The sequence below is a fragment of the Actinomadura monticuli genome, assembly GCF_041463655.1.
Classification (GTDB): Bacteria; Actinomycetota; Actinomycetes; order Streptosporangiales; family Streptosporangiaceae; genus Spirillospora; species Spirillospora monticuli.
On the sequence record NZ_JAXCEI010000008.1, the window covers coordinates 200,714 to 220,623 of the forward strand.

General features: G+C 72.6%; 11 protein-coding genes. 5 read left to right on the forward strand and 6 right to left on the reverse strand.

Going from position 1 to position 19,910, the window contains the following annotated elements; genetic code table 11:
- Positions 1-62 precede the first annotated feature (62 nt).
- The gene (locus SM611_RS19940) at positions 63-3,800 is read left to right on the forward strand and encodes a PKD domain-containing protein (protein WP_371951325.1); all 3,738 of its coding nucleotides are present in this window, start codon (positions 63-65) and stop codon (positions 3,798-3,800) included.
- Positions 3,801-4,191: 391 nt separating this feature from the next.
- On the opposite strand, the gene SM611_RS19945 is transcribed toward SM611_RS19940, so the two are convergent.
- The 6 genes from SM611_RS19945 to SM611_RS19970 all read right to left on the reverse strand — a co-directional run bounded on the left by SM611_RS19945 (position 4,192) and on the right by SM611_RS19970 (position 11,717).
- On the reverse strand, positions 4,192-5,790 hold the full coding sequence (locus tag SM611_RS19945; protein WP_371951326.1) for a CBM96 family carbohydrate-binding protein: 1,599 nt from the start codon (positions 5,788-5,790) through the stop codon (positions 4,192-4,194).
- A gap of 57 nt (positions 5,791-5,847) precedes the next feature.
- Positions 5,848-7,116, reverse strand: coding sequence for a delta-60 repeat domain-containing protein (locus SM611_RS19950; protein ID WP_371951328.1), 1,269 nt, complete (start codon positions 7,114-7,116; stop codon positions 5,848-5,850).
- Between the two features lie 107 nt (positions 7,117-7,223).
- On the reverse strand, positions 7,224-8,015 hold the full coding sequence (locus SM611_RS19955) for a WecB/TagA/CpsF family glycosyltransferase (RefSeq protein ID WP_371951330.1): 792 nt from the start codon (positions 8,013-8,015) through the stop codon (positions 7,224-7,226).
- Positions 7,993-8,967, reverse strand: coding sequence for a sulfite exporter TauE/SafE family protein (locus SM611_RS19960; protein ID WP_371951331.1), 975 nt, complete (start codon positions 8,965-8,967; stop codon positions 7,993-7,995). The genes SM611_RS19955 and SM611_RS19960 overlap by 23 nt, the downstream gene beginning before the upstream one ends.
- A 103-nt stretch (positions 8,968-9,070) precedes the next feature.
- Positions 9,071-10,642 carry an adenylyl-sulfate kinase gene (gene cysC, locus SM611_RS19965; protein ID WP_371951333.1) on the reverse strand — a complete coding sequence of 524 codons (1,572 nt, stop codon included), beginning with the start codon at positions 10,640-10,642 and terminating at the stop codon, positions 9,071-9,073.
- Between the two features lie 109 nt (positions 10,643-10,751).
- Positions 10,752-11,717: a class I SAM-dependent methyltransferase gene (locus SM611_RS19970; RefSeq protein ID WP_371951335.1), complete on the reverse strand. Its 966-nt coding sequence runs from the start codon at positions 11,715-11,717 to the stop codon at positions 10,752-10,754.
- Between the two features lie 217 nt (positions 11,718-11,934).
- Here SM611_RS19970 and mfd point away from each other — a divergent pair, with 217 nt between their 5' ends.
- From mfd to SM611_RS19990, 4 genes are all read left to right on the forward strand, one after another.
- Positions 11,935-15,543: a transcription-repair coupling factor gene (mfd, locus tag SM611_RS19975; RefSeq protein ID WP_371951337.1), complete on the forward strand. Its 3,609-nt coding sequence runs from the start codon at positions 11,935-11,937 to the stop codon at positions 15,541-15,543.
- A 46-nt stretch (positions 15,544-15,589) separates the two neighbouring features.
- Complete coding sequence (locus SM611_RS19980; RefSeq protein ID WP_371951339.1) at positions 15,590-16,246, forward strand: SurA N-terminal domain-containing protein; 657 nt, start codon at positions 15,590-15,592, stop codon at positions 16,244-16,246.
- Positions 16,247-16,251: 5 nt separating this feature from the next.
- A complete protein-coding gene (locus tag SM611_RS19985) occupies positions 16,252-17,262 on the forward strand; it encodes a nucleoside triphosphate pyrophosphohydrolase (RefSeq protein WP_371951340.1) in 1,011 nt (336 codons plus the stop codon).
- 70 nt (positions 17,263-17,332) lie between these two features.
- Positions 17,333-19,789, forward strand: a complete 2,457-nt coding sequence (locus SM611_RS19990) for a penicillin-binding protein (protein ID WP_371951342.1) — start codon at positions 17,333-17,335, stop codon at positions 19,787-19,789.
- Positions 19,790-19,910: the final 121 nt, after the last annotated feature.

The following is a 19,910-nucleotide window of genomic DNA, read 5'->3' on the forward strand; positions in this document are numbered from 1 at the left end:
GCGCTGCGGGCCGTCGCGCGCACAATACGGTGGCTTTACGTCTACGTGGCACGGAGGGGTCGATGGGCAGACGCAGGTGGGGGGCGCTGGCCGCGGGGGCCGCACTCGCGCTCGGAGCGCTGACGGCGAGCCTCGCCGTCGCCGTCCCGGCGCAGGCGGACCAGCGCGGGTCGCAGCCCGGTCACGGCCGCGTCGTGAGCGCGGACCCGGCGGACTTCACGCCGAACGTCCTGGACGGGGACGTCACGTCGATCATCAAGATCGGCGGCAAGATCTTCGTCGGGGGCTCCTTCACCCAGGTCAAGGAGCCGGGCGGGAGCAAGCCCACGCTGACCCGCAACCGGCTGTTCGCCTTCGACGCCGCCACCGGCGCGATCGACCCGGACTTCACGCCCAGCCTCAACAAGGGCGAGGCCAGCGTGCTGCTGCCCGCCCCCGACGGCCAGTCCATCTACGTCGGCGGCAACTTCAGCGAGATCAACGGCGTCCGCCACTTCGTGCTCGCCCGGATCAACGCCCAGACCGGCGCGCCGATCGCCGCGTTCGACCCGCAGCTCGACGCCCGGGTCCGCGACCTGCGCCTCGCCGGCGGGCGGCTGTACGTCGCCGGCACGTTCGCCACGGCGGACGGCGCCCCGCGGGCGGGCCTCGCCACCCTGAACCCGGCGACCGGCGCCCGCGACGACTTCGTGGACGCGAACATCGCCGGCACCCAGACCGGCGACGGCGTCACCCAGATCTACAAGATGGACGTCAGCCCCGACGGCTCCAAGCTCATCGGCGTCGGCAACTTCAACTCCGTCCTGGGCAGCACCCGGCGCCAGATCGTCATGCTCGACCTGACCGGGCAGTCCGCGCAGCTCGCGAACTGGGACACCACCCGCTACGCCGACCAGTGCTCGCAGTCGTTCGACACCTACATGCGGGACGTCGAGTTCTCCCCGGACGGCTCGTACTTCGTCGTCACCACCACCGGCGCCTACGGCGGCACGTCCAAGCTCTGCGACACCCAGGCCCGCTGGGAGAGCGCCGCCACCGGCGCCGGCCAGCAACCCACCTGGGTGAACTTCACCGGCGGCGACACCACGTACGCCGTCGAGATCACCGACACCGCCGTCTACACCGGCGGCCACTTCCGCTGGGCCAACAACCCGTTCGCCGGCGACAAGCCCGGCCAGGGCGCCGTCTCCCGCGAGGGGATCGTCGCGCTCGACCCCGCCAGCGGCCTGCCGTTCAGCTGGAACCCCGGCCGCGACAAGGGCGTCGGCGTGTTCGACATGCTGGCCACCGACGAGGGCCTGTGGATCGGCAGCGACACCGACAACGTCGGCGGCGAGTTCCACCAGAAGCTCGCGCTGTTCCCGGTCGCCGGAGGCAAGGCCGTCCCGGCGTACAGCACCGGTGACCTGCCCGGGAACGTCTACTCCGGCGGTGGCATCGGCTTCGGCGCGGTCAACTACCTCAAGCACCGCTCGTTCGACGGCACCACCACCGGCGCCGAGGTCGCCGACGCCACCGGCGGCGTCGACTGGCGGTCCGCGCGCGGCGCCTTCATGATCAACGGTGAGCTGTTCTACGGCGGCTCGGACGGCACCTTCAGCCGCCGCTCGTTCGACGGCACCACGCTCGGCCCGATCACCGCGATCGACGCCGCCGACCAGCTCGCCGCGATGACGACCTGGCACTCGCAGGTCCCGAACATCACCGGCATGTTCTTCGCCGCCGGCCGGATCTACTACGCCCGCGGCACGTCCGCGCTCTACTACCGGACGTTCAACCCCGAGAGCAACGTCGTCGGCGCGCAGGAGTTCACCGCCGTGAACAACCTGCCCGGCATGTCGTGGAGCTCCGCCGGCGGCATGTTCGTCGACGGCGGCCACCTCTACTACGTGAACAACGGCAACGGCCGCCTGTACCGGGTCGCGTTCTCCGCCGCGGGGGTGCCCTCCGGCGCGTCCACCGAGGTCAGCTCCGCCGACTGGCGCGGCCGGACGGTGTTCCTGTTCAGCGGCACGCCCAACACGGCGCCGCAGGCCGCGTTCACCGCCAACTGTGACCAGCTCGACTGCACGTTCGACGCGTCGGGCTCGGCCGACCCCGACGGTTCGATCGCCTCGTACGCGTGGGACTTCGGCGACGGCGGGAGCGGCACCGGCGCCACGCCGCAGCACACCTACGGCGAGGCGGGGGAGTACACCGTCAAGCTGACGGTGACCGACGACCGCGGCGGCAAGGGCACCAAGACCCAGACGCTCACCGTCGCGCCCAACCAGGCGAACATCGCCTTCCGCGGCGGGGTCGGCGGCAACGCCAACGTCCAGACCGCCTACGCGCAGATCCCGCCGTCCGTCGAGGCGGGCGACGGCATGATCCTGATGCTGACCTTCAACAGCGGCAGCGCGTCGCTGACGACGCCGCCCCCGGGCTGGACGCAGGTCGACACCCAGACGGTCGGCAGCGCCACCTCCGTGCTGTGGAAGCGGGTCGCGCAGGCCGGTGACGCCGGAACCCAGGTCGACGTCGGACTGAGCGCCCTCACCAAGGCCGACATCCAGCTGCTCGCCTACGACGGCACCAACACCACCGACCCGATCGCCGCCGTCGCCAAGGGCGGCGACGCCGACGCGGTCACCGCGCACACCAGCCCGAACGCGCAGGTCGGCGGCACCGGCTCGTGGGCGGTGACGTACTGGGCCGACAAGTCGTCCACCACCACCGCGTGGACGGCGCCCGCCGGCGTGGAGACCCGTCGCGTCGGCATCGGCTCCGGCGGCGGCCGCATCACCAGCCTGACCGCCGACAGCAACGGCACGGTCCCCACCGGCTCCTACGGCGGCAAGACGGCCACCACCGACGCCGAGAGCCGGGCCGCGATGTGGACGATCGTCCTGGCGCAGGGCGACTCCGCCGCGACGAACGAGGCCCCGCAGGCCGCGTTCACCCGCAGTTGCGACGACCTCCAGTGCACCTTCGACGCGTCCGGCTCCGCGGACCCCGACGGTTCGATCGCCTCGTACGCGTGGGACTTCGGCAACGGCGGCAACGCCACGGGCGCCACGCCGCAGCACACCTACGCCGCGGCCGGCACCTACACCGTCAAGCTGACGGTGGCCGACGACCAGGGCGCCAAGGACACCCGGGCGCAGACGGTGACGGTCGCGCCGAACCAGGCGGACATCTCCTACCGGGGCGGTGACGGCGGCAACGCCAACGTCAAGACCGCCTACGCCCACGTCCCCGCGTCGGTGCAGGCCGGCGACGGCCTGATCATGGTGCTGACCTTCAACAGCGGCGACGCGGAGCTCACGACTCCGCCGCCCGGCTGGACGAAGGTGGACGAGCAGAACGCGGGCAGCGCCACCTCGGTCCTCTACAAGAGGGTCGCCCAGGCCGGTGACGCCGGAACCCAGGTGAACATCGGGCTGAGCGCCTTCACCAAGGCCGACATCCGGCTGCTCGCCTACGCGGGCACCGACGCCACCGACCCGGTCGCGAAGGTCGCCAAGAACACCGAGGACGACTCCGGCACCGAGCACACCAGCCCGGACGCCGACGTCACCTCCGCTGGTTCTTGGGCCATCACGTACTGGGGCGACAAGTCGTCCACCACCACCGCGTGGACGACGCCCGCCGGCGTGGAGACCCGCGGCACCGGCATCGGCTCCGGCGGCGGCCGCATCACGAGCCTGATCGTCGACAGCAACGCCGCGGTCCCCACCGGCTCCTACGGCGGCAAGAAGGCCACCACCAACGCCGCCAGCCGCGCCGCAACGTGGACCATCATCCTCAAGCGCAAGTAACCGCAACCTAACCTCGTGGCCGCGGACGGCACCCCCTAGAAGGCCCGTCCGCGGCCACGCCCATACCTCCACCAGGCCCCGCCCTCCCACGCCAACGCTTGGCACGGACCTCAGCGATAGCGCACGCGTTGACATCCTTTCCTCGACGGCGGAGGCGGCACGTTGTGCGCTCTTGGACTGGGCCTGAGCTTTGCCGCGGACAGGAGCGACGACCACAGGCAGGCACGCGGAGGGAGCGCCAGCGACCGCAGCGGGCATGCCCGTCGAGCCGGGCGACCGCAGCGACGCCCCACACACCCGCACAGGCACGACAGACCGCAAGGGCGGCGTGAGGATCGCCTGCGTCGCAACGGGGGTTCCAGGGGGTCGCCCCCCTGGGCCAACACGGCCCCTAACAGAATTCTTGCCAGGCCTTGCGGCTGTGGGAGTCGAGGAGGCGGAAGTCGCCGGTGGGCCAGTCGAGGTCGAAGTAGGCGACCCACACGGCCTTGTGCTTCTTCAGGTAGGCGTTGGTGGCGTGGAGCCAGGCGGCGCGTTTCGTGCCGTCGTCGCCGCCTACGAGGTAGCTGCCGGTCTCGGCGACGCCGAAGGGGAGGTTCTCGGCCTCGCTGACGGCGATGACCCGGTCGTACATGGTGGCCGGGTCGTCGTAGCGGCCCTTCTTCCAGCCGAGGTTGTAGGCGTCCCAGCCGAGGACCTGGATGACGTCGCGGCCCGGGTAGTAGTCGCGCCAGTCGCGCTTGGAGAGGGGGTCGAGGCTCCAGCTCATCAGGACGAGGGTGGCGTGCAGGCGCGAGTTGCCGGCCTTGTCGGCGAGGGAGCGGAGGCGCCGCCAGGCGGCGCGGTAGTCGGCGGCGGTGAACTCGCCCTTGGCGATGTTGTCCTCGGGCTCGTGGTAGTAGACCCAGTAGACGTCGCGGTCGCGCGGCGCGGTCGCGAACCACTGGGTCATGGCCTTGTCGTACTTCCCGGCGAGGACGTCCTTCGGCGCGAACTTGAAGGAGATGATCGGCGGGCGGTCGCCGAGGTCGGGGTTGCCGGGCCATGCCGGGGGGACGCCCCGGTAGAAGAGGCGGACGGTCTCCAGGCCCCCGTACCTGGCGTCCAGGCGGGTGAGGGCCTTCTGGAACGTCTCGCCCGGCTGGAGTTCGAGGGAGAGCCCGCAGAGCGTCCTGCCGCCGCCGGCGGACGACTCCGGCGACCGGGTGGGCAGGGGCGCCTGCCAGGTGGGCTCGGGGCCGGGGGCGGGCAGTGCGGCGGGCGCCGACGCAGTGGGGGCGGGCGAGGCGCTCGGGGACGGTGCGGGCGTGCCGCGTCGTGTCTTCAGCACGAGGCGCGGGCCGTCGCCGGCCTCCCGGGAGTGGAGCGACGCCGCCGACCGGAGGTCCTCGTTGGTGACGGCGAACGCGTAGCGGCCGGGGCCGGTCACGACGGAGCCGACGTCGAAGGAGATGCGGTCCGCGCCGGCGGCGGCGGTCGCGATCACCGGACCGGCGGCCGGGCGGTTGCTCCAGGACGTGCCGTTCTCCGTCCAGGAGGCGGGCAGCGAGCGCAGCTCGACCTGCCGCGGCCGGTTGGCGGAGCGCTCGAAGGCCACCTCGACCCGGGCCTTGGTGATGCGCGGGGTGCCGCGCGGCACGTCGAACGCGATGTAGGCCTCGGTGTGCCAGTCGGGCCACACGGAGGCGGTGATCTTCTTGGCGTCGCCGAAGCCCGTGCCCGGCATCTCGCGGACCACGTAGGTGTCGGCGGAGGCCGGCACGACGGTGCCGCTCCCGGCGGACGCCGTCCGGGCGTCGCGGCTCACGCCGCCGCCGGTCAGTGCGATGGCGCCCGCGGAGGCGCCGACGGCGAGGAGCGTGGCCGCGGTGGTGAAGTAGAAGGCCGGGCGGGGCCCGCGCCGCCGGGCGGGCGGGACGGGCTGGGAGCGGCGCGCGTCGGGGCGGTGACGGCCATCGGGGAACTCGTCGCGGGGGTCGCGGTCGCGCACGGACGGCCCCTTCCTCTCGATGGTCGTCGCCCCTTTATCTCACATCGTTCCGGCGGTTCACCCGGCCGGGAACATGCCCAGCCGGCCGTGGTACTCGTGGCCGAGCTCCTCGGTGTCGCTGCCGACGAGCAGGCCGCTCGGGTGGGCGACGAGCGCCTCGACGCCGTGGCCGAGCGTCCGGGTGGGGTTCCACGCCAGCGCCTTGCCGGTGGACGGGTTGAGCGCGCCGATGCCGGGACGCGACACGGCGCCGGGGCCGGGGGTGTCGTGCCCGTACGGGTTGTCGAGCCAGCGCTGGTGGCCGCCGACGTAGACGGCGGCGCCGGTCACGGAGGTGGACAGCAGCGTGTCGCCGCCCGTCCAGTTGACCCAGGTGGGCTTCTTGCCGGACCCGGTGGCGGACGCCTCCCAGCGGGCCGCGGAGTCGCACAGCGTCGTCTGGCCGTAGGGGCCGCCGGTGGTGACGACGACGAAGTACTTGCCGTCGGGGGAGAAGTCCATGCCGCGCATGTAGGTGTCGAACGCGTTGAGGTTGCACGCGTCGGCGTACTCGGTGGTCGACCAGGTCGACAGTTTGGCGGTGCTGCCCAGGTTGATCAGTGCGATCTGGTGCCGGGTCTGCCCGTTCACCTGGGTGAACGTCCCGTTGATCACCAGCCGGGTGTCGGCGGGGTCGACCGCGAGCTTGTACACCTTGAGCGTGCCGGAGCGCGGCTTGGTGACGGTGAAGTTGAAGCCGGCGTCGGCGGCGCCGCTCAGCGCGTCGAGCCGGGCGACGGCACTGCGGGTCTTGCCGCCGGCCTTGGTGAACGACCCGCCGATGTAGAGGTGGAGGCCGCGCCGCACCATCGTGGTGACCCGGTAGTTGACGGCGGGCTTGAAGCCCGTGTGCACCGTGTTGGTGGTCGCCTTGATCGAGGCGACCGTGCCCGTCTTGGCCCCGTTGACGGTCGTGAACGTGCCGGCCATGTACACCCAGCCGCTCGTCCCGGCCTGGAGGGCGTGGACGGTGCCGTTGACCTTCGGCACGAAGGCCGTGCTGATCTTGCCGGTCTTCATGTCGTAGGCGAACAGGTTGTGCCGCTTCAGCGTCTTGGCGCCGCTGCTCGCCTCCCGCACCTCTTCGAAGTTGCCGCCGACGACGACCAGGCTGCCCACGACGGCGATGGCGCGGACGGTGCCGTCCAGGACGTGCGGGGTGTTGTTCACCGGGTTGGCCGAGACGACCGACGGCTGGGCGATGTCGGCGGACGCAGCGCCCGCCGCGGCCGTCAGCGCGGACGCCGCGAGGGTGGTGGCCGTGAGACAGGCGATGATGGGTCGCATGAAGGAGCTCCGGGGTGCGGCCGGGGTTGATGATGGCATCTTGTCCTACCACATAGGCGAAAGTCGGTCAGCGGTTCTTTGGAACCGCCGTCCGATAGAGATGTCGTTCACGCGTCGGGCGCCTTGCCGTGACGGATGCGGTGCATGATGACGCGCCCCAGGTAGGAGCCCAGTTCGACGGTGTAGCGGCGCCAGAGGCGGCGGGGTTCGCGCGCCAGCCGGTAGAGGAAGCCGATGCGGAGCTTGAGGACGAGGGCCGGGTAGTACTCGCGCCGCTCGGCGAGGTGCTCGAAGTACGCGCCGCACGTGATGATGACGGGGGCGGTGAGCCGGTCGCGGTAGTCGCTGACGAAGCGCTGCTGTAGCGGGGTGCCGAGGCCGACGTGGAGGATGTCGGGGGAGGCGTCGTTGATCTCGGCGATGAGCCGTTCGGCGGTCTCGGCGGGGATGCGGCCCTGGTCGTCCGCCCAGTGGCCGTGCAGCGTCCCGGCGATGTGCAGGCCGGGGTACCACTTCTGGACGTTCTCGGCCGCGGCCTCGGCGACGCCGGGCGCGTTGCCGAACAGGAACACCCGCCAGCCGTGCTCGGCGGGCTGCCCGAACAGGTCGTCGGTGAGGTCGTCGTTGGCCATCCGGCCGGGCACGGGGCGCCCGAAGATCTTCGCGGCGAGCACCACGCCCCAGCCGTCCGGCAGGTTGAGGTCGAAGCGGTTCATGAGGTCGCGCAGCGCCGGGTCGTTCTGCGCCTTGAGCACGTAGTCCGGGTTGGCGAACGTGATGGTCAGCTTCGTGCGGTCCTTGACGGCCGCCGCGGTGAAGGCCCGGAGTCGCGCGACGTCGATGCGGCTGACGCGCACGCCGAGCACGTCGACGGTCTCATGCGGCCATCGTCGGTCCACTCTCGCTCTGCCCTCCTGACGGGGCGGCCCCGCCGGCCGCCGGTACGGGAGAGGGCAGCGTATCCCGGTTGCCGAGGTTACGGGGGTTGCGGTGACGGACGTAGAGCCAGGCGGCGACCGTGGCGGCGGTGAGCACGACCATCGTCCAGGCGAGCGGGACGGCGCCGACGCCGAACATCTTCAGCGACGACGCGACCAGGACGAGCGCGAGGACGCGGCGGATGAGGCCGCCGGGCGCCCGCGAGGAGATCTTGGAGCCGAGGTAGACGCCGGGGACGGAGCCGACGAGCAGGGCGGCGGTGACCTCCATCCGGAAGTCGCCGAACAGCAGGTGGCCGATGGCGGCCGCGAAGACCAGCGGGACGGCCTGGAGCAGGTCGGTGCCGACGAGCTGGTTGGCCTTCAGCGTCGGGTACAGGGCGAGCAGCGCCACGATGATGAGGGAGCCGGAGCCGACCGAGGTGATGCCGACGACGAGCCCGCCGATAATCCCGATCAATACGGTAGGAATCGGTCGGATCCTGACCTCGGGCGCGCCGTCCCCGTCGCCCGAGCCCGCGCGGCCCCGGTGGGCCAGGTAGGCGCGCAGGACGAGGCCGGCCGCCGCGATCATGAGCGCGACGCCCATCGCCTTGCTGATGATCTCCTCGACGGAGGCGCCGTCGCCGAGCGCCCTGGCGATCAGGACGCCGGAGAACGCGGCGGGCACCGAGCCCGCGCACAGCCACCCGACCAGCCGCATGTTGATCGTGCCCTGCCGGTAGTGGACGGCGCTGCCGACGGGTTTCATGACGGCGGCGGCGACCAGGTCGCTGGACACGGCGGCGAGCGGGCTCACCCCGAAGAACGTCACGAGCATCGGTGTCATCAGTGCGCCGCCGCCCATGCCGGTCAGCCCGACGATGATGGCGACCAGGAACGAGCCCAGCGCCATCGTCCAATCGAAGTCCATCGGCATGACCTACCTGCCATGTAGGAAAACTTCCGTAACACACTAAGGGACGGACTCCCGAGGGGTGTAACCCGGGTATCGAGGGACAAACGAGTCAGTTGTGCTATTCGGGACGAACCCAGCCGCCGCTCACCAGCAGGTCGAGGACCCTGCCGACCGCCTCGTCCGGCGCCATGGCCGAGGTGTCCAGGGTCAGATCGGCGTCGTCGGGCGTCTCGTAGGGGTCGGAGACGCCGGTGAACTCCGGGATGAGGCCCGCCCGCGCCTTGGCGTACAGGCCCTTGCGGTCACGGCGCTCGCACTCCTCCAGCGGCGTCGCCACGTGCACCAGGATGAAGTCGCCCACGGCGGACACCATCCGCCGCACCTCGGCGCGGGTCGCCGCGTACGGGGCGATCGGCGCGCAGATCGCGGTGCCGCCGTGCCGGGTGATCTCGGCGGCGACGAACCCGATCCGCCGGATGTTGAGGTCGCGGTCGGCGCGGGAGAACGTCAGGCCGGCCGACAGCATCCGCCGCACGACGTCGCCGTCCAGCAGCGTGACCGTCCGGCCGCCGCGCTCGATCAGCGCGTCGGACAGGCCGCGCGCGACCGTGGACTTGCCCGAGCCCGACAGCCCGGTGAAGAACACCGTGATGCCGCGCGAGTGCTTCGGCGGGCGCGCGAGCGCCAGCTCGGCGGCGACGGCGGGCGGGGTGAACCAGTCGGGGACGGGCTCGCCCGCGTCCAGCAGCGCGTCCAGCCGCTCGGGGGTCAGCTCCGCCTGGACGTGGTCGGGCTCGATGCGCGCGACCGGCCGCCAGACCTCCACGTCGGCGTCGTAGGCCCACGGCTCCGGGACGACCAGCGGGATCGGGGCGCCCTCCAGTTCCGCCTCGGCGAGCAGGTGGGTGGCGCCGTACGCGGCGGCGACGTGCGCGCGCAGCAGGACGTCGCGCTCGCGGTCGCCCCGGTCGGGCAGCGGCACCGGGACGATCCGGGTGCCGTCCGGCAGCTCCTTGCGGACGCCCAGCAGCGCCCGGACGAGGGAGTCGTCGTGCTCGCCGCCGAGCAGCGGCAGGACGAGCACCTTCGCGCCGAGCCGCTCGGCGACCTGGCGGAGCTGGCCCAGCTGCTTGCGGTGCAGGGGTTCGCGCGTGGCCACCCCGAGCAGGTTGGCGGGGGGTGTGGGGGGTCGTCCCCCCTCAGAGGACTTCGCGAGCGGGTTGCCGGGGGGTGTGGGGGGTCGTCCCCCCTCGGAGGACTTCGCGAGGACGTCGCCGGCGGCGGGGTCGAGTTCGTCGGGGCGGCGGCGCAGGGAGTGGAACGGTCCGTGCGCGGGGGCGCGGAGGGCCTCCAGCGGCCCCGCGAGCCGCCAGCCCTGGGTCACCGGATCCTGCCAGGACTCGGCGACCTCCAGCACGGCGAGCGGCACGCCCTCCGGGTCCTGCAGGACGACCCGCTCGTGCCCGGTCAGCTCCTTCGGGACGGCCAGCGTGACCGGGACCGGCCACGGCGTGCCGTCGGCCAGCCGCCCGCCGGCGGTCACCGTCGCGGTGTCGAAGGACCCGAGGAACCCGGTCAGCGGGCGGTACGCCCCGGCGAGCACCAGCTCCAGGTCGGCGAGCTCCACCGGACCCGGGGTCCAGGCGGGCAGGTCGCGCAGCGTGTCGGGAAGGCCGGCTTCGGCGGTCACCGCGATCTCCGATCCCGCCCGGCGGCGGGGAGCCGGGCTCGTCCGTGTCAGTGGGAGTTTCCGCAGGAAAAATACTGCGTCGGCCCCCACGCGCGCACACCCGGCCCGGTCAGATGACCCGCGCGAAACGGTTCTCGGGTTTGCGGATGACCAGCGTGATCTCGCTGTGGTCTGCGGTGAGGCGCCCGCGGGTGACCGCGGACACGATCCGGCACAGCAGCTCGGCGAGGCCGGTTCCGGCCCCCAGCGCGTCGATGGCCTGCCGGGAGGTGTACTCCTCGGAGATCACCAGGCCGCGCATCACGCAGTACCAGCGCATGCCCGACCGGGACGCGACCCGGCTGTAGAGCGCGGGCGGCGGGCTCGTCCGGACCACCGGCACCGGCCGGGACGTCTGTTCCGGCGCGGACTCCGGAGGCCGCGCCTCCACCCGTGTCTCCGCCCGTGTCTCCGACCGGACGTCGATCCGGGCCTCGGAGCGGGTCTGCGGCCCGGCGACCCGCTCGTCCGCCGGGTACGGGACCCGGGCGTGGGCGCCGCGCGACCCCCGTCCGGGACGCGCGACTCGTCCGGGGCGCGGCCCCCGTCCGGTGCGCGGCCCCCGTGCCGGCCGCGGGCGGGCCCGGCGGCCGGACGTGCGCAGCCACCGGGGCAGCGTGCGGTCCAGGAAGCCGAACGCGGTGTCGCGGTCGCGCAGGTGCACCAGCAGCAGCCCGCCGGGCTTCAGCGCGGCGACGAACCGGTCGAGCACCAGCTCGGCATGCGGCACCCGCTCGATCAGGTACGAGGCGTGCACGATGTCGTAGGCGCGCGGCGGCATCGGCACGGTGCGCAGGTCGCCGAGGTGCCAGGCGTCGAGGTCGGGCCGCTCGCAGGTGTAGGCCCGCAGCTCCGGGGACTCGATGTCGACGCCCGTGACGTGGTGGTCGTGGTCGCCGAGGTCCAGGCCCGTGCCCCAGCCGCAGCCGGCTTCCAGGAGGTGGATCCGCTGCAGGGGCTTCTCTAGGGCGTACTGTCGGGCGCGTTCTGAGAAGAGATCGCCGTCGCTGACCGGCGGCGTACGCAGATCGGTCACAATCTCGCAGCGTAATCGCATGACTGCGCTCCGTCCGCCATTTGTCCACTCTGGGCCTGTCCCCGTGTCGTGGAACGGTCGCGGGACGGGAGTGCGCCGGGGGTGCGCGGCGGGCGGCGGCGGCGCGTAGGCTGGAGTGTCGCCGGGGGATAGATGCTCCTTCCGGCTGTTTCGGGCTGCCCTGCCTCGGGGTTATTCGGCGAATGTGCGGGCGAAGATGACGCTTTCTGGACTTGTTGACCTTGCGTGCGGCGACCCCGGTCTGGAGCGCGCTCTCAAGCGGGCGCGCGCCGACCAGGAGGTGGTCGCGCCGGCCGCGCTGTGGCCGATCCTCGCCGCCGCGCTGAGCCGCAGCCTGCGCGCGGGCGGCGCCTCGGGAGGGCCGGGGGGCGCCGTGCTGGCGGTGACCGCGACCGGCCGGGAGGCCGAGGACCTGGCCGCCGCGCTGTCGAGCCTGCTCGACCCCGCCCGGATCGCGCACTTCCCGGCGTGGGAGACGCTGCCGCACGAGAAGCTGTCGCCGCGCTCGGACACGGTCGGGCAGCGGCTCGCGGTGCTGCGGCGGCTCGTCCACCCGGACGCGGCCCGCCCCGGCGAGGACGAGAAGGGCGGCGCGCTCGACGTCGTCGTGACGCCGATCCGGGCCGTCCTGCAGCCGATCGTCGCCGGACTCGCCGACCTGGAGCCCGTGCGGCTCGTCTCCGGCGAGGACGCCGACATGGACGACGCCGTCCGGAGCCTCGTCGACGCCGGGTACCACCGCGTCGACCTGGTGGAGAAGCGCGGCGAGATCGCGGTGCGCGGCGGGATCCTGGACGTGTTCCCGCCGACGGAGGAGCACCCGCTGCGGGTGGAGTTCTGGGGCGACACCGTCGAGGAGATCCGCTACTTCAAGGCCGCCGACCAGCGGTCGCTGGAGGTCGCGCAGGGCGGGCTGTGGGCGCCGCCGTGCCGCGAGCTGCCGCTGACGGAGAAGGTGCGCGAGCGCGCGAAGCTCCTCGCCGAGGAGCACCCGGCGCTGGAGGAGATCCTCGGCCGGATCGCCGACGGCGACACCGTCGAGGGCATGGAGGCGTTCTCGCCCGTCCTCGCCGAGCGCATGGAGCTGCTGACCGACCTGCTGCCGGACGGCTCCGCGCTGCTGGTGTGCGAGCCGGAGCGCATCCGGACGCGGTCGGTGGAGCTGGTCCGGACGAGCCAGGAGTTCCTGGAGGCGAGCTGGGTCAACGCCGCCGCCGGCGGCGAGGCGCCGATCGACCTGGGGGCCGCCGCGTTCCGGTCCCTTGAGGAGGTCCGCGAGCACAGCACCGAGCTGGGGCTGCCCCGGTGGAGCGTGACGGCGCTCAACCCCCTGACGGCGAGCGAAGCGAGCGCGGGGGGTGCAGGGGGTGCAGAGGGCTCGTCCCCCCTGGACGACGAGGGGGACGCCCTGAACCTGGGCGCGGCGCCGGCGGAGGCGTACCGGGGCGACACCTCCCGCGTCGTCGGCGACCTCAAGGGCTGGATCGACGGCGGCTGGCGGGTCGTCATGGTCACCGCCGGGCACGGGCCCGCCGAGCGGCTCGTCCAGCTCGTCGGGGAGGAGGGCGTCGGCGCGCGGCTCGCCGACCTCGCCGGGCCTCCCGAGCCGTCCCTGGTCACCGTCACGACCGGGCTGCTGGAGAACGGCTTCGTCTGGGAGTCGGTCAAGCTCGCGGTGCTGACCGAGACCGACCTGTCCGGGCAGAAGTCGTCCACGAAGGACGCGCGGCGCATGCCGTCGCGGCGGCGCGGCGGCATCGACCCGCTGCAGCTCAAGGCCGGCGACTACGTCGTGCACGAGCAGCACGGCGTCGGACGGTACGTGGAGATGGTCAGCCGGACGGTGCAGGGCGCCACCCGCGAGTACCTGATCCTGGAGTACGCCAAGAGCGACCGGCTGTTCGTCCCGACCGACCAGCTGGAGGAGCTGACCCGCTACGTCGGCGGCGAGGCGCCCAGCCTGCACCGGCTCGGCGGCGCCGACTGGCAGAAGGCCAAGTCCCGCGCCCGCAAGGCCGTCAAGCAGATCGCCGGGGAGCTGATCCGGCTGTACTCGGCGCGGATGGCGAGCCCCGGGCACCCGTTCGCGCCCGACACCCCGTGGCAGCGGGAGCTGGAGGACGCGTTCCCCTACAACGAGACCCCCGACCAGCTCGCCGCCATCGACGAGGTCAAGGTCGACATGGAGAGGCCCGTCCCGATGGACCGGCTGATCTGCGGCGACGTCGGCTACGGCAAGACCGAGATCGCGGTGCGGGCGGCGTTCAAGGCCGTCCAGGACGGGCGGCAGGTCGCGGTGCTCGTGCCGACGACGCTGCTCGTCCAGCAGCACATGTCGACGTTCACCGAGCGGTTCGCGGCGTTCCCGGTCGTGGTGAAGCCGATCAGCCGGTTCCAGAGCGACGCGGAGATCGCCGAGACGCTGCGCGGCCTGTCGGAGGGCACCGTGGACGTCGTCGTCGGCACGCACCGGATCCTGTCGTCGCAGACCCGGTTCAAGAACCTCGGCCTGGTCGTCATCGACGAGGAGCAGCGGTTCGGCGTCGAGCACAAGGAGGAGCTGAAGCGCCTCCGGACGCAGGTCGACGTGCTCGCCATGTCCGCGACGCCGATCCCGCGCACGCTGGAGATGGGGCTGACCGGCATCCGCGAGATGTCGACGATCCTGACGCCCCCGGAGGAGCGGCACCCCGTCCTGACGTTCGTCGGGCCGTACGAGGAGAAGCAGATCGCCGCCGCGATCCGCCGCGAGCTGCTGCGCGAGGGCCAGGTGTTCTTCGTGCACAACCGGGTCCGGTCGATCAACAAGGTCGCGGCGAACCTGGCGCGGCTCGTCCCGGAGGCGCGGATCGGCATCGCGCACGGCCAGATGAACGAGAACGAACTCGAGAAGGTCATGGTCGACTTCTGGGAGAAGAACTACGACGTCCTCGTCGCGACCACGATCGTCGAGTCCGGGCTGGACGTGCCGAACGCCAACACGCTGATCGTCGACCGCGCCGACATGTACGGGCTGTCGCAGCTCCACCAGCTGCGCGGGCGCGTCGGACGCGGCCGGGAGCGCGCCTACGCGTACTTCCTCTACCAGCCGGAGCAGCCGCTGACCGAGACGGCGCACGAGCGGCTCGCGACCCTCGCCCAGCACACCGAGGTGGGCGCCGGCATGTACGTCGCGATGAAGGACCTGGAGATCCGCGGCGCGGGCAACATCCTCGGCGCCGAGCAGTCCGGGCACGTCGCGGGCGTCGGGTTCGACCTGTACGTCCGGATGGTCGGGGAGGCGGTCCGGGAGCTGAAGGACGGCGGCGCCGGCGAGCCGGAGGCCGTCGAGACGAAGGTCGAGCTGCCCGTCGACGCGCACCTGCCGCACGAGTACGTGCCGGGGGAGCGGCTCCGGCTCGACGCCTACCGCCGCATCGCCGCGATCACGTCCGACGACGAGATCGGCGCCGTGCACGACGAGCTGAAGGACCGCTTCGGCCCGCTGCCCGTCCCGGTGCTGAACCTTCTCGAAGTGGCGCGGTTCCGGGCGAAGGCGCGCAGGGCGGGGCTCACCGACGTCACCCTCCAGGGCACCTTCGTCAAGTTCACCCCGGTGAACCTGCCCGACTCCAAGCAGGTCCGGCTGCAGCGGCTGTACCCGAAGAGCATCCTGAAGCCGGCGACCGACACCCTGCTCGTGCCGGCGCCGAAGACGGCGCCGCTCGGCGGCCGCCCGCTGCGCGACCAGGAGCTGCTGAAGTGGGCGACGGACCTGGTCGAGGCCCTGTTCCTGGAACCCGCGACCGCGTCGGGCAAGCGGTAATGTGAGCCGACCCCGACCCGATGACCCATGACGAGACGAGGATTCCGTGCCTGGTAAGTCCGTGAAGGCGGCGGTGGCGGTCGTGCTGGCGGCCGGCGCGCTGGCCGGCTGCGGCGGCTCCCCGAAGGTCGGCTCCGCCGCGATCGTCGGCGACGACCGCATCACCGTCACCGAGCTCAGCCAGACCGTCCGCGACTGGCGCACCCAGTTCCGCGCCGACCCGGCGGCCAACGAGCTGCGCGCGAACGCGGGCGGCGTCGCCCCGCAGCTCGCCGGCGACTCCGAGTCCGACCTGCAGGGCGCCCTCACCCTGCTGATCAACTTCCAGGTCGCCGACGAGGTCGCCGAGAAGGCCGGCGTGACGGTCACCAGCGGCCAGGTGGACGGCACGGTCCAGGCGCTGAACCGGCAGGGCGGGGCCGAGTCGATCACGCTGGCGAGCGGGCTGCCGCGCGCGCACACCCGCGACCTGGCGCGGCTCGTCGCGACGCAGATCGCGGTCATGCAGCGGTTCGGCGCGGACGTGAACAACCAGCTGAGCCCGGCGACGCAGCAGGCCGGCAGGCGGTGGAACGAGCTGTTCCAGCGCACCGCCGACGGCATGCACATCAAGGTCAATCCGCGCTACGGCGACTATGACGCGGTCAAGTTCGAGGTCGGCCCGATCACCTACCGGCTGTCCAGCCCCGATTCGGGTATCTGAGGCGCATGAGCCTGACACTGCTCGCGACCACGCACCGGGTCGCGCCGGGCCTGCTGACCTGGCGGGCGTGGGACGCGCTCCGGTCGGCCGCCGCCGTCCGGCTCCGGGACGGGCATCCGCTGCTGCCCTCGCTGCGCGACGCCGGGATCGTCCCCGAGACGGTCGCCGCGCCCGACGCGTCCCGGCTGGTGGGGGACGCGCGGTCCGCCGAGATCGTGTGGGTGGCCGCGCCGGAGGGCGACGAGGCGCTGATGCGCGAGGTCGGCACGCTCGTCGTCGGCGACCCGCTGGACGTGGAGGTCCTGCACGGCTCCTACGACCTGCCCGGCGCGCGGCTGCTCGACCTGGTGTCGGTCATGGACACGCTGCGCCGCGACTGCCCGTGGGACCGCAAGCAGACGCACGCCACGCTCGTCCCGTACCTGCTGGAGGAGGCCTACGAGGTCCTCGACACGATCGAGTCCGGCGACCTCGGCGCGCTGCGCGAGGAGCTGGGCGACGTGCTGATGCAGGTGGCGTTCCACTCGGTGGTGGCGGCCGAGCGCGACGACGACACCGCGTTCACCATCGACGACGTGGCGGCCGGGATCGTCGAGAAGCTGGTGCGCCGCCATCCGCACGTGTTCGCGGACGTGACCGTCTCCGGCGCCGACGAGGTCAACGCCAACTGGGAGCAGATCAAGGCGGCCGAGCGGGCGGCGAAGAGCGGCGACGAGGCGTCGGCGCTCGACGGCGTCCCGCTGGGGCAGCCCGCGCTGTCGCTGGCCGCGCAGCTCCAGCGCCGCGCGGCGCGGATGCGGGCCCCGGCCGAGCTCGCCGACGATCTCGGCGCGGACGCCGGTGGCGCCGGTAGCGACGTGGGGGACGCCCCCGGGAGCGACGTGGGGGAGAGGCTTTTCGCGCTCGTCCGGGAGGCGGCGGAGCGGGGAGCCGACCCGGAAGCGGAGTTGCGGGCGGTTTCGCGGGTATTCCGCGATCGTGTCCGAGCGTGGGAACGACGAGGGCAAGGCGCCTGAATCGCGCGAAACCGACCGGAACATCGCCGATGGGGTGGTCCGGCCGCGAACGCACGTTTACCCTAAGCGCGTGCCAGCCGGGGCAGAAGGTGACCCAGGGAATCGCGCCGCACGGGGCGGGGTCCCCGCTCCGCCGCGCCGCCGCGTCTTCACCTCGTCCACGACCCGTGCCGAGAAGGCCCGCGCGCTGCGCGGCCTCGGCGCGCTCGGCGGCCTCGCGGGCGTCCTCGTCGCGCTGATGCTGCTGCCGACCGCTTGCACGGCCGGCGTCGGCGCCCGCGACACCGCGCGCTGGTTCGACAGCGAGCCGGTGGACATGACGACGTCCGGCGTCCCGCAGCGCTCGACGATCCTCGCCGCGGACGGGTCGAAGATCGCGACGTTCTTCTACCAGAACCGCGTCGACGTCCCCCTCGACAAGATCGCGCCGGTCGCGCGGCAGGCGGTGCTCGCGATCGAGGACAGCCGGTTCTACGAGCACGGCGCCATCGACATGCAGGGCACGCTGCGCGCGTTCGCCAGCAACCTCAGCAGCGGGCAGGTGACGCAGGGCGGCTCCGGCATCACCCAGCAGTACGTGAAGAACCTGCTGCTCACCCAGGCCGACAACGACGAGGAGCGGGCGGCGGCCAAGGAGGTCACCGCCGCGCGCAAGATCCGCGAGCTGCGGTACGCGGTGGCGGTGGAGGAGAAGTTCAGCAAGGACGAGATCCTGCGCCGCTACCTCAACATCGCCTACTACGGCGACGGCGCCTACGGCATCGAGGCAGCGGCCCGGCACTACTTCTCCAAGCGCGCGTCGAAGCTGGACCTGGCCGAGGCGGCGCTGCTCGCCGGCGTCATCCGCTACCCCTACGCCTACGACCCGATCCGGCATCCCGGCGAGGCGCGGCAGCGGCGCGACACCGTCCTCGACCGGATGGCCGAGCTCGGGTGGATCGACCGCGGTAAGGTGGACGAGGCCAAGAGCAGGCCCATCGAACTGGACGTCGACAACGTCCGGAGCGGCTGCGTCACCGCCAGGGCGGCGTTCTTCTGCGACTACGTGCAGCGCGAGATCCTCACCAACCGGGTGTTCGGCGAGACGGCCAAGGAGCGGGAGAAGCTGCTCAAGCGCGGCGGCCTCACGATCCGCACCACCATGGACCCGCGGGCGCAGAAGGCCGCCCAGCGCGCCGTGGACCAGCACGTCCCGCCCAAGAACTCGGCGCACAAGGCCGCCGCGGAGGCGATGGTCGAGCCGGGCACGGGCGAGATCAAGGCGATGGTCGTCGACCGCGAGCTCGGGCCGGACAAGGAGCGCGGCAAGACCTGGATCAACTTCGCCGCCGACGCCGCCCACGGCTCCAGCATCGGCATGCAGGCCGGGTCGACGTTCAAGGCGTTCACGCTGGCCGCCGCGCTGGACGAGGGCATGCCGTTCGGCACCCGGCTGATGGCGCCGCGCGCGTTCACCCCCGTCGGCTTCCGCGACTGCCGCGGCGACCGGGTCGGGGACCCCGGAGCGTCCCTGCGCAACGCCGCCGACGGCGAGGGCGGCAAGGAGTTCAGCCTCGTCACCGGCACGCACCACTCGGTCAACACCTTCTTCCTCGCGCTGGAGAAGGAGGTCGGCCTGTGCGACACCGTCAAGATGGCCGAACGCCTCGGGATGAAGCAGGCGAACGGGAAGCCGCTGGAGCAGTACCCGGCCTTCACGCTCGGCTTCAACCCGGTGTCGCCGCTGCGGCTCGCCGCCGCGTACGCCGCGTTCGGCGCGCGCGGCAGGTACTGCGAACCGCTCGCGATCAAGGAGATCAAGGACGCGTCCGGGCACCGGCTGAAGGTGCCGGGCCGGCACTGCGAGCAGGTGATCGACGAGGGCGTCGCGGACGCCGTCAACTACGTCCTGCAGGGCGTCCTCACCAAGGGCACGGCGCGGGGGATGGGCATCGGCCGTCCCGCCGCCGGCAAGACGGGGACCGTCGACAACTTCTCGGCGGCCTGGTTCGCCGGGTACACCCCGGACCTGGCCGCGGCCGTGTGGGTCGGCGATCCGCGCGGCGGCTACCGGTACCCGATGGACAGCCTCTGCATGGACGGCACCTGCTACGGCTCCGTGTTCGGCGCGACGATCCCGGCGCCGATCTGGCAGCAGAGCATGAGCGGCGCGCTGCTGGGCACCGCGGCGACGCCGTTCCAGCGCCCGCCGTCGCACTACTTCAGCAAGGGATCCGGCGAGGACCGGGCGAAGGTGCCCGACGTGCGCGGCATGAAGCTGCGCGAGGCCGTCGCGAGACTGCGCGCCGCGGGCTTCACGACCAACGTGGGCGCGCCGGTCGAGTCCCGCCGGTACGACAAGGGCACGGTCGCCGAGATGAGCCCCGGCCCCGGTTCGGCCGAGCCCGGCACGACCATCACGCTGCGCGTCAGCGAGGGCTCGGACGAGCCCGGCGACGGCCCGGGCCCCGGCGACTCGCCGACCCTGCCGCCGCCCGCGACCGTCCCGCCGAGGCCCGGCGGCCCGGGCGAGCAGGCGCCCGCCTGACGGCCCGGCCAGGCCCCTCCCGCGGCGGATGTGACCGGTCCGACCTGCGGATCCGTGTGACGCCCGGATGACCGGGTAGATCACTGCGGGGGTGTTCGAGCCCCCGCCAGATCCGATCCGG

Excerpts from the sequence above, each read along its gene's own strand:
- SM611_RS19940 (WP_371951325.1), top strand. The coding sequence starts at position 63 with ATGGGCAGACGCAGGTGGGGGGCGCTGGCCGCGGGGGCCGCACTCGCG.
- SM611_RS19950 (WP_371951328.1), bottom strand. The coding sequence starts at position 7,116 with ATGCGACCCATCATCGCCTGTCTCACGGCCACCACCCTCGCGGCGTCC.
- SM611_RS19960 (WP_371951331.1), bottom strand. The coding sequence starts at position 8,967 with ATGGACTTCGATTGGACGATGGCGCTGGGCTCGTTCCTGGTCGCCATC.
- mfd (WP_371951337.1), top strand. The coding sequence starts at position 11,935 with ATGACGCTTTCTGGACTTGTTGACCTTGCGTGCGGCGACCCCGGTCTG.
- SM611_RS19985 (WP_371951340.1), top strand. The coding sequence starts at position 16,252 with ATGAGCCTGACACTGCTCGCGACCACGCACCGGGTCGCGCCGGGCCTG.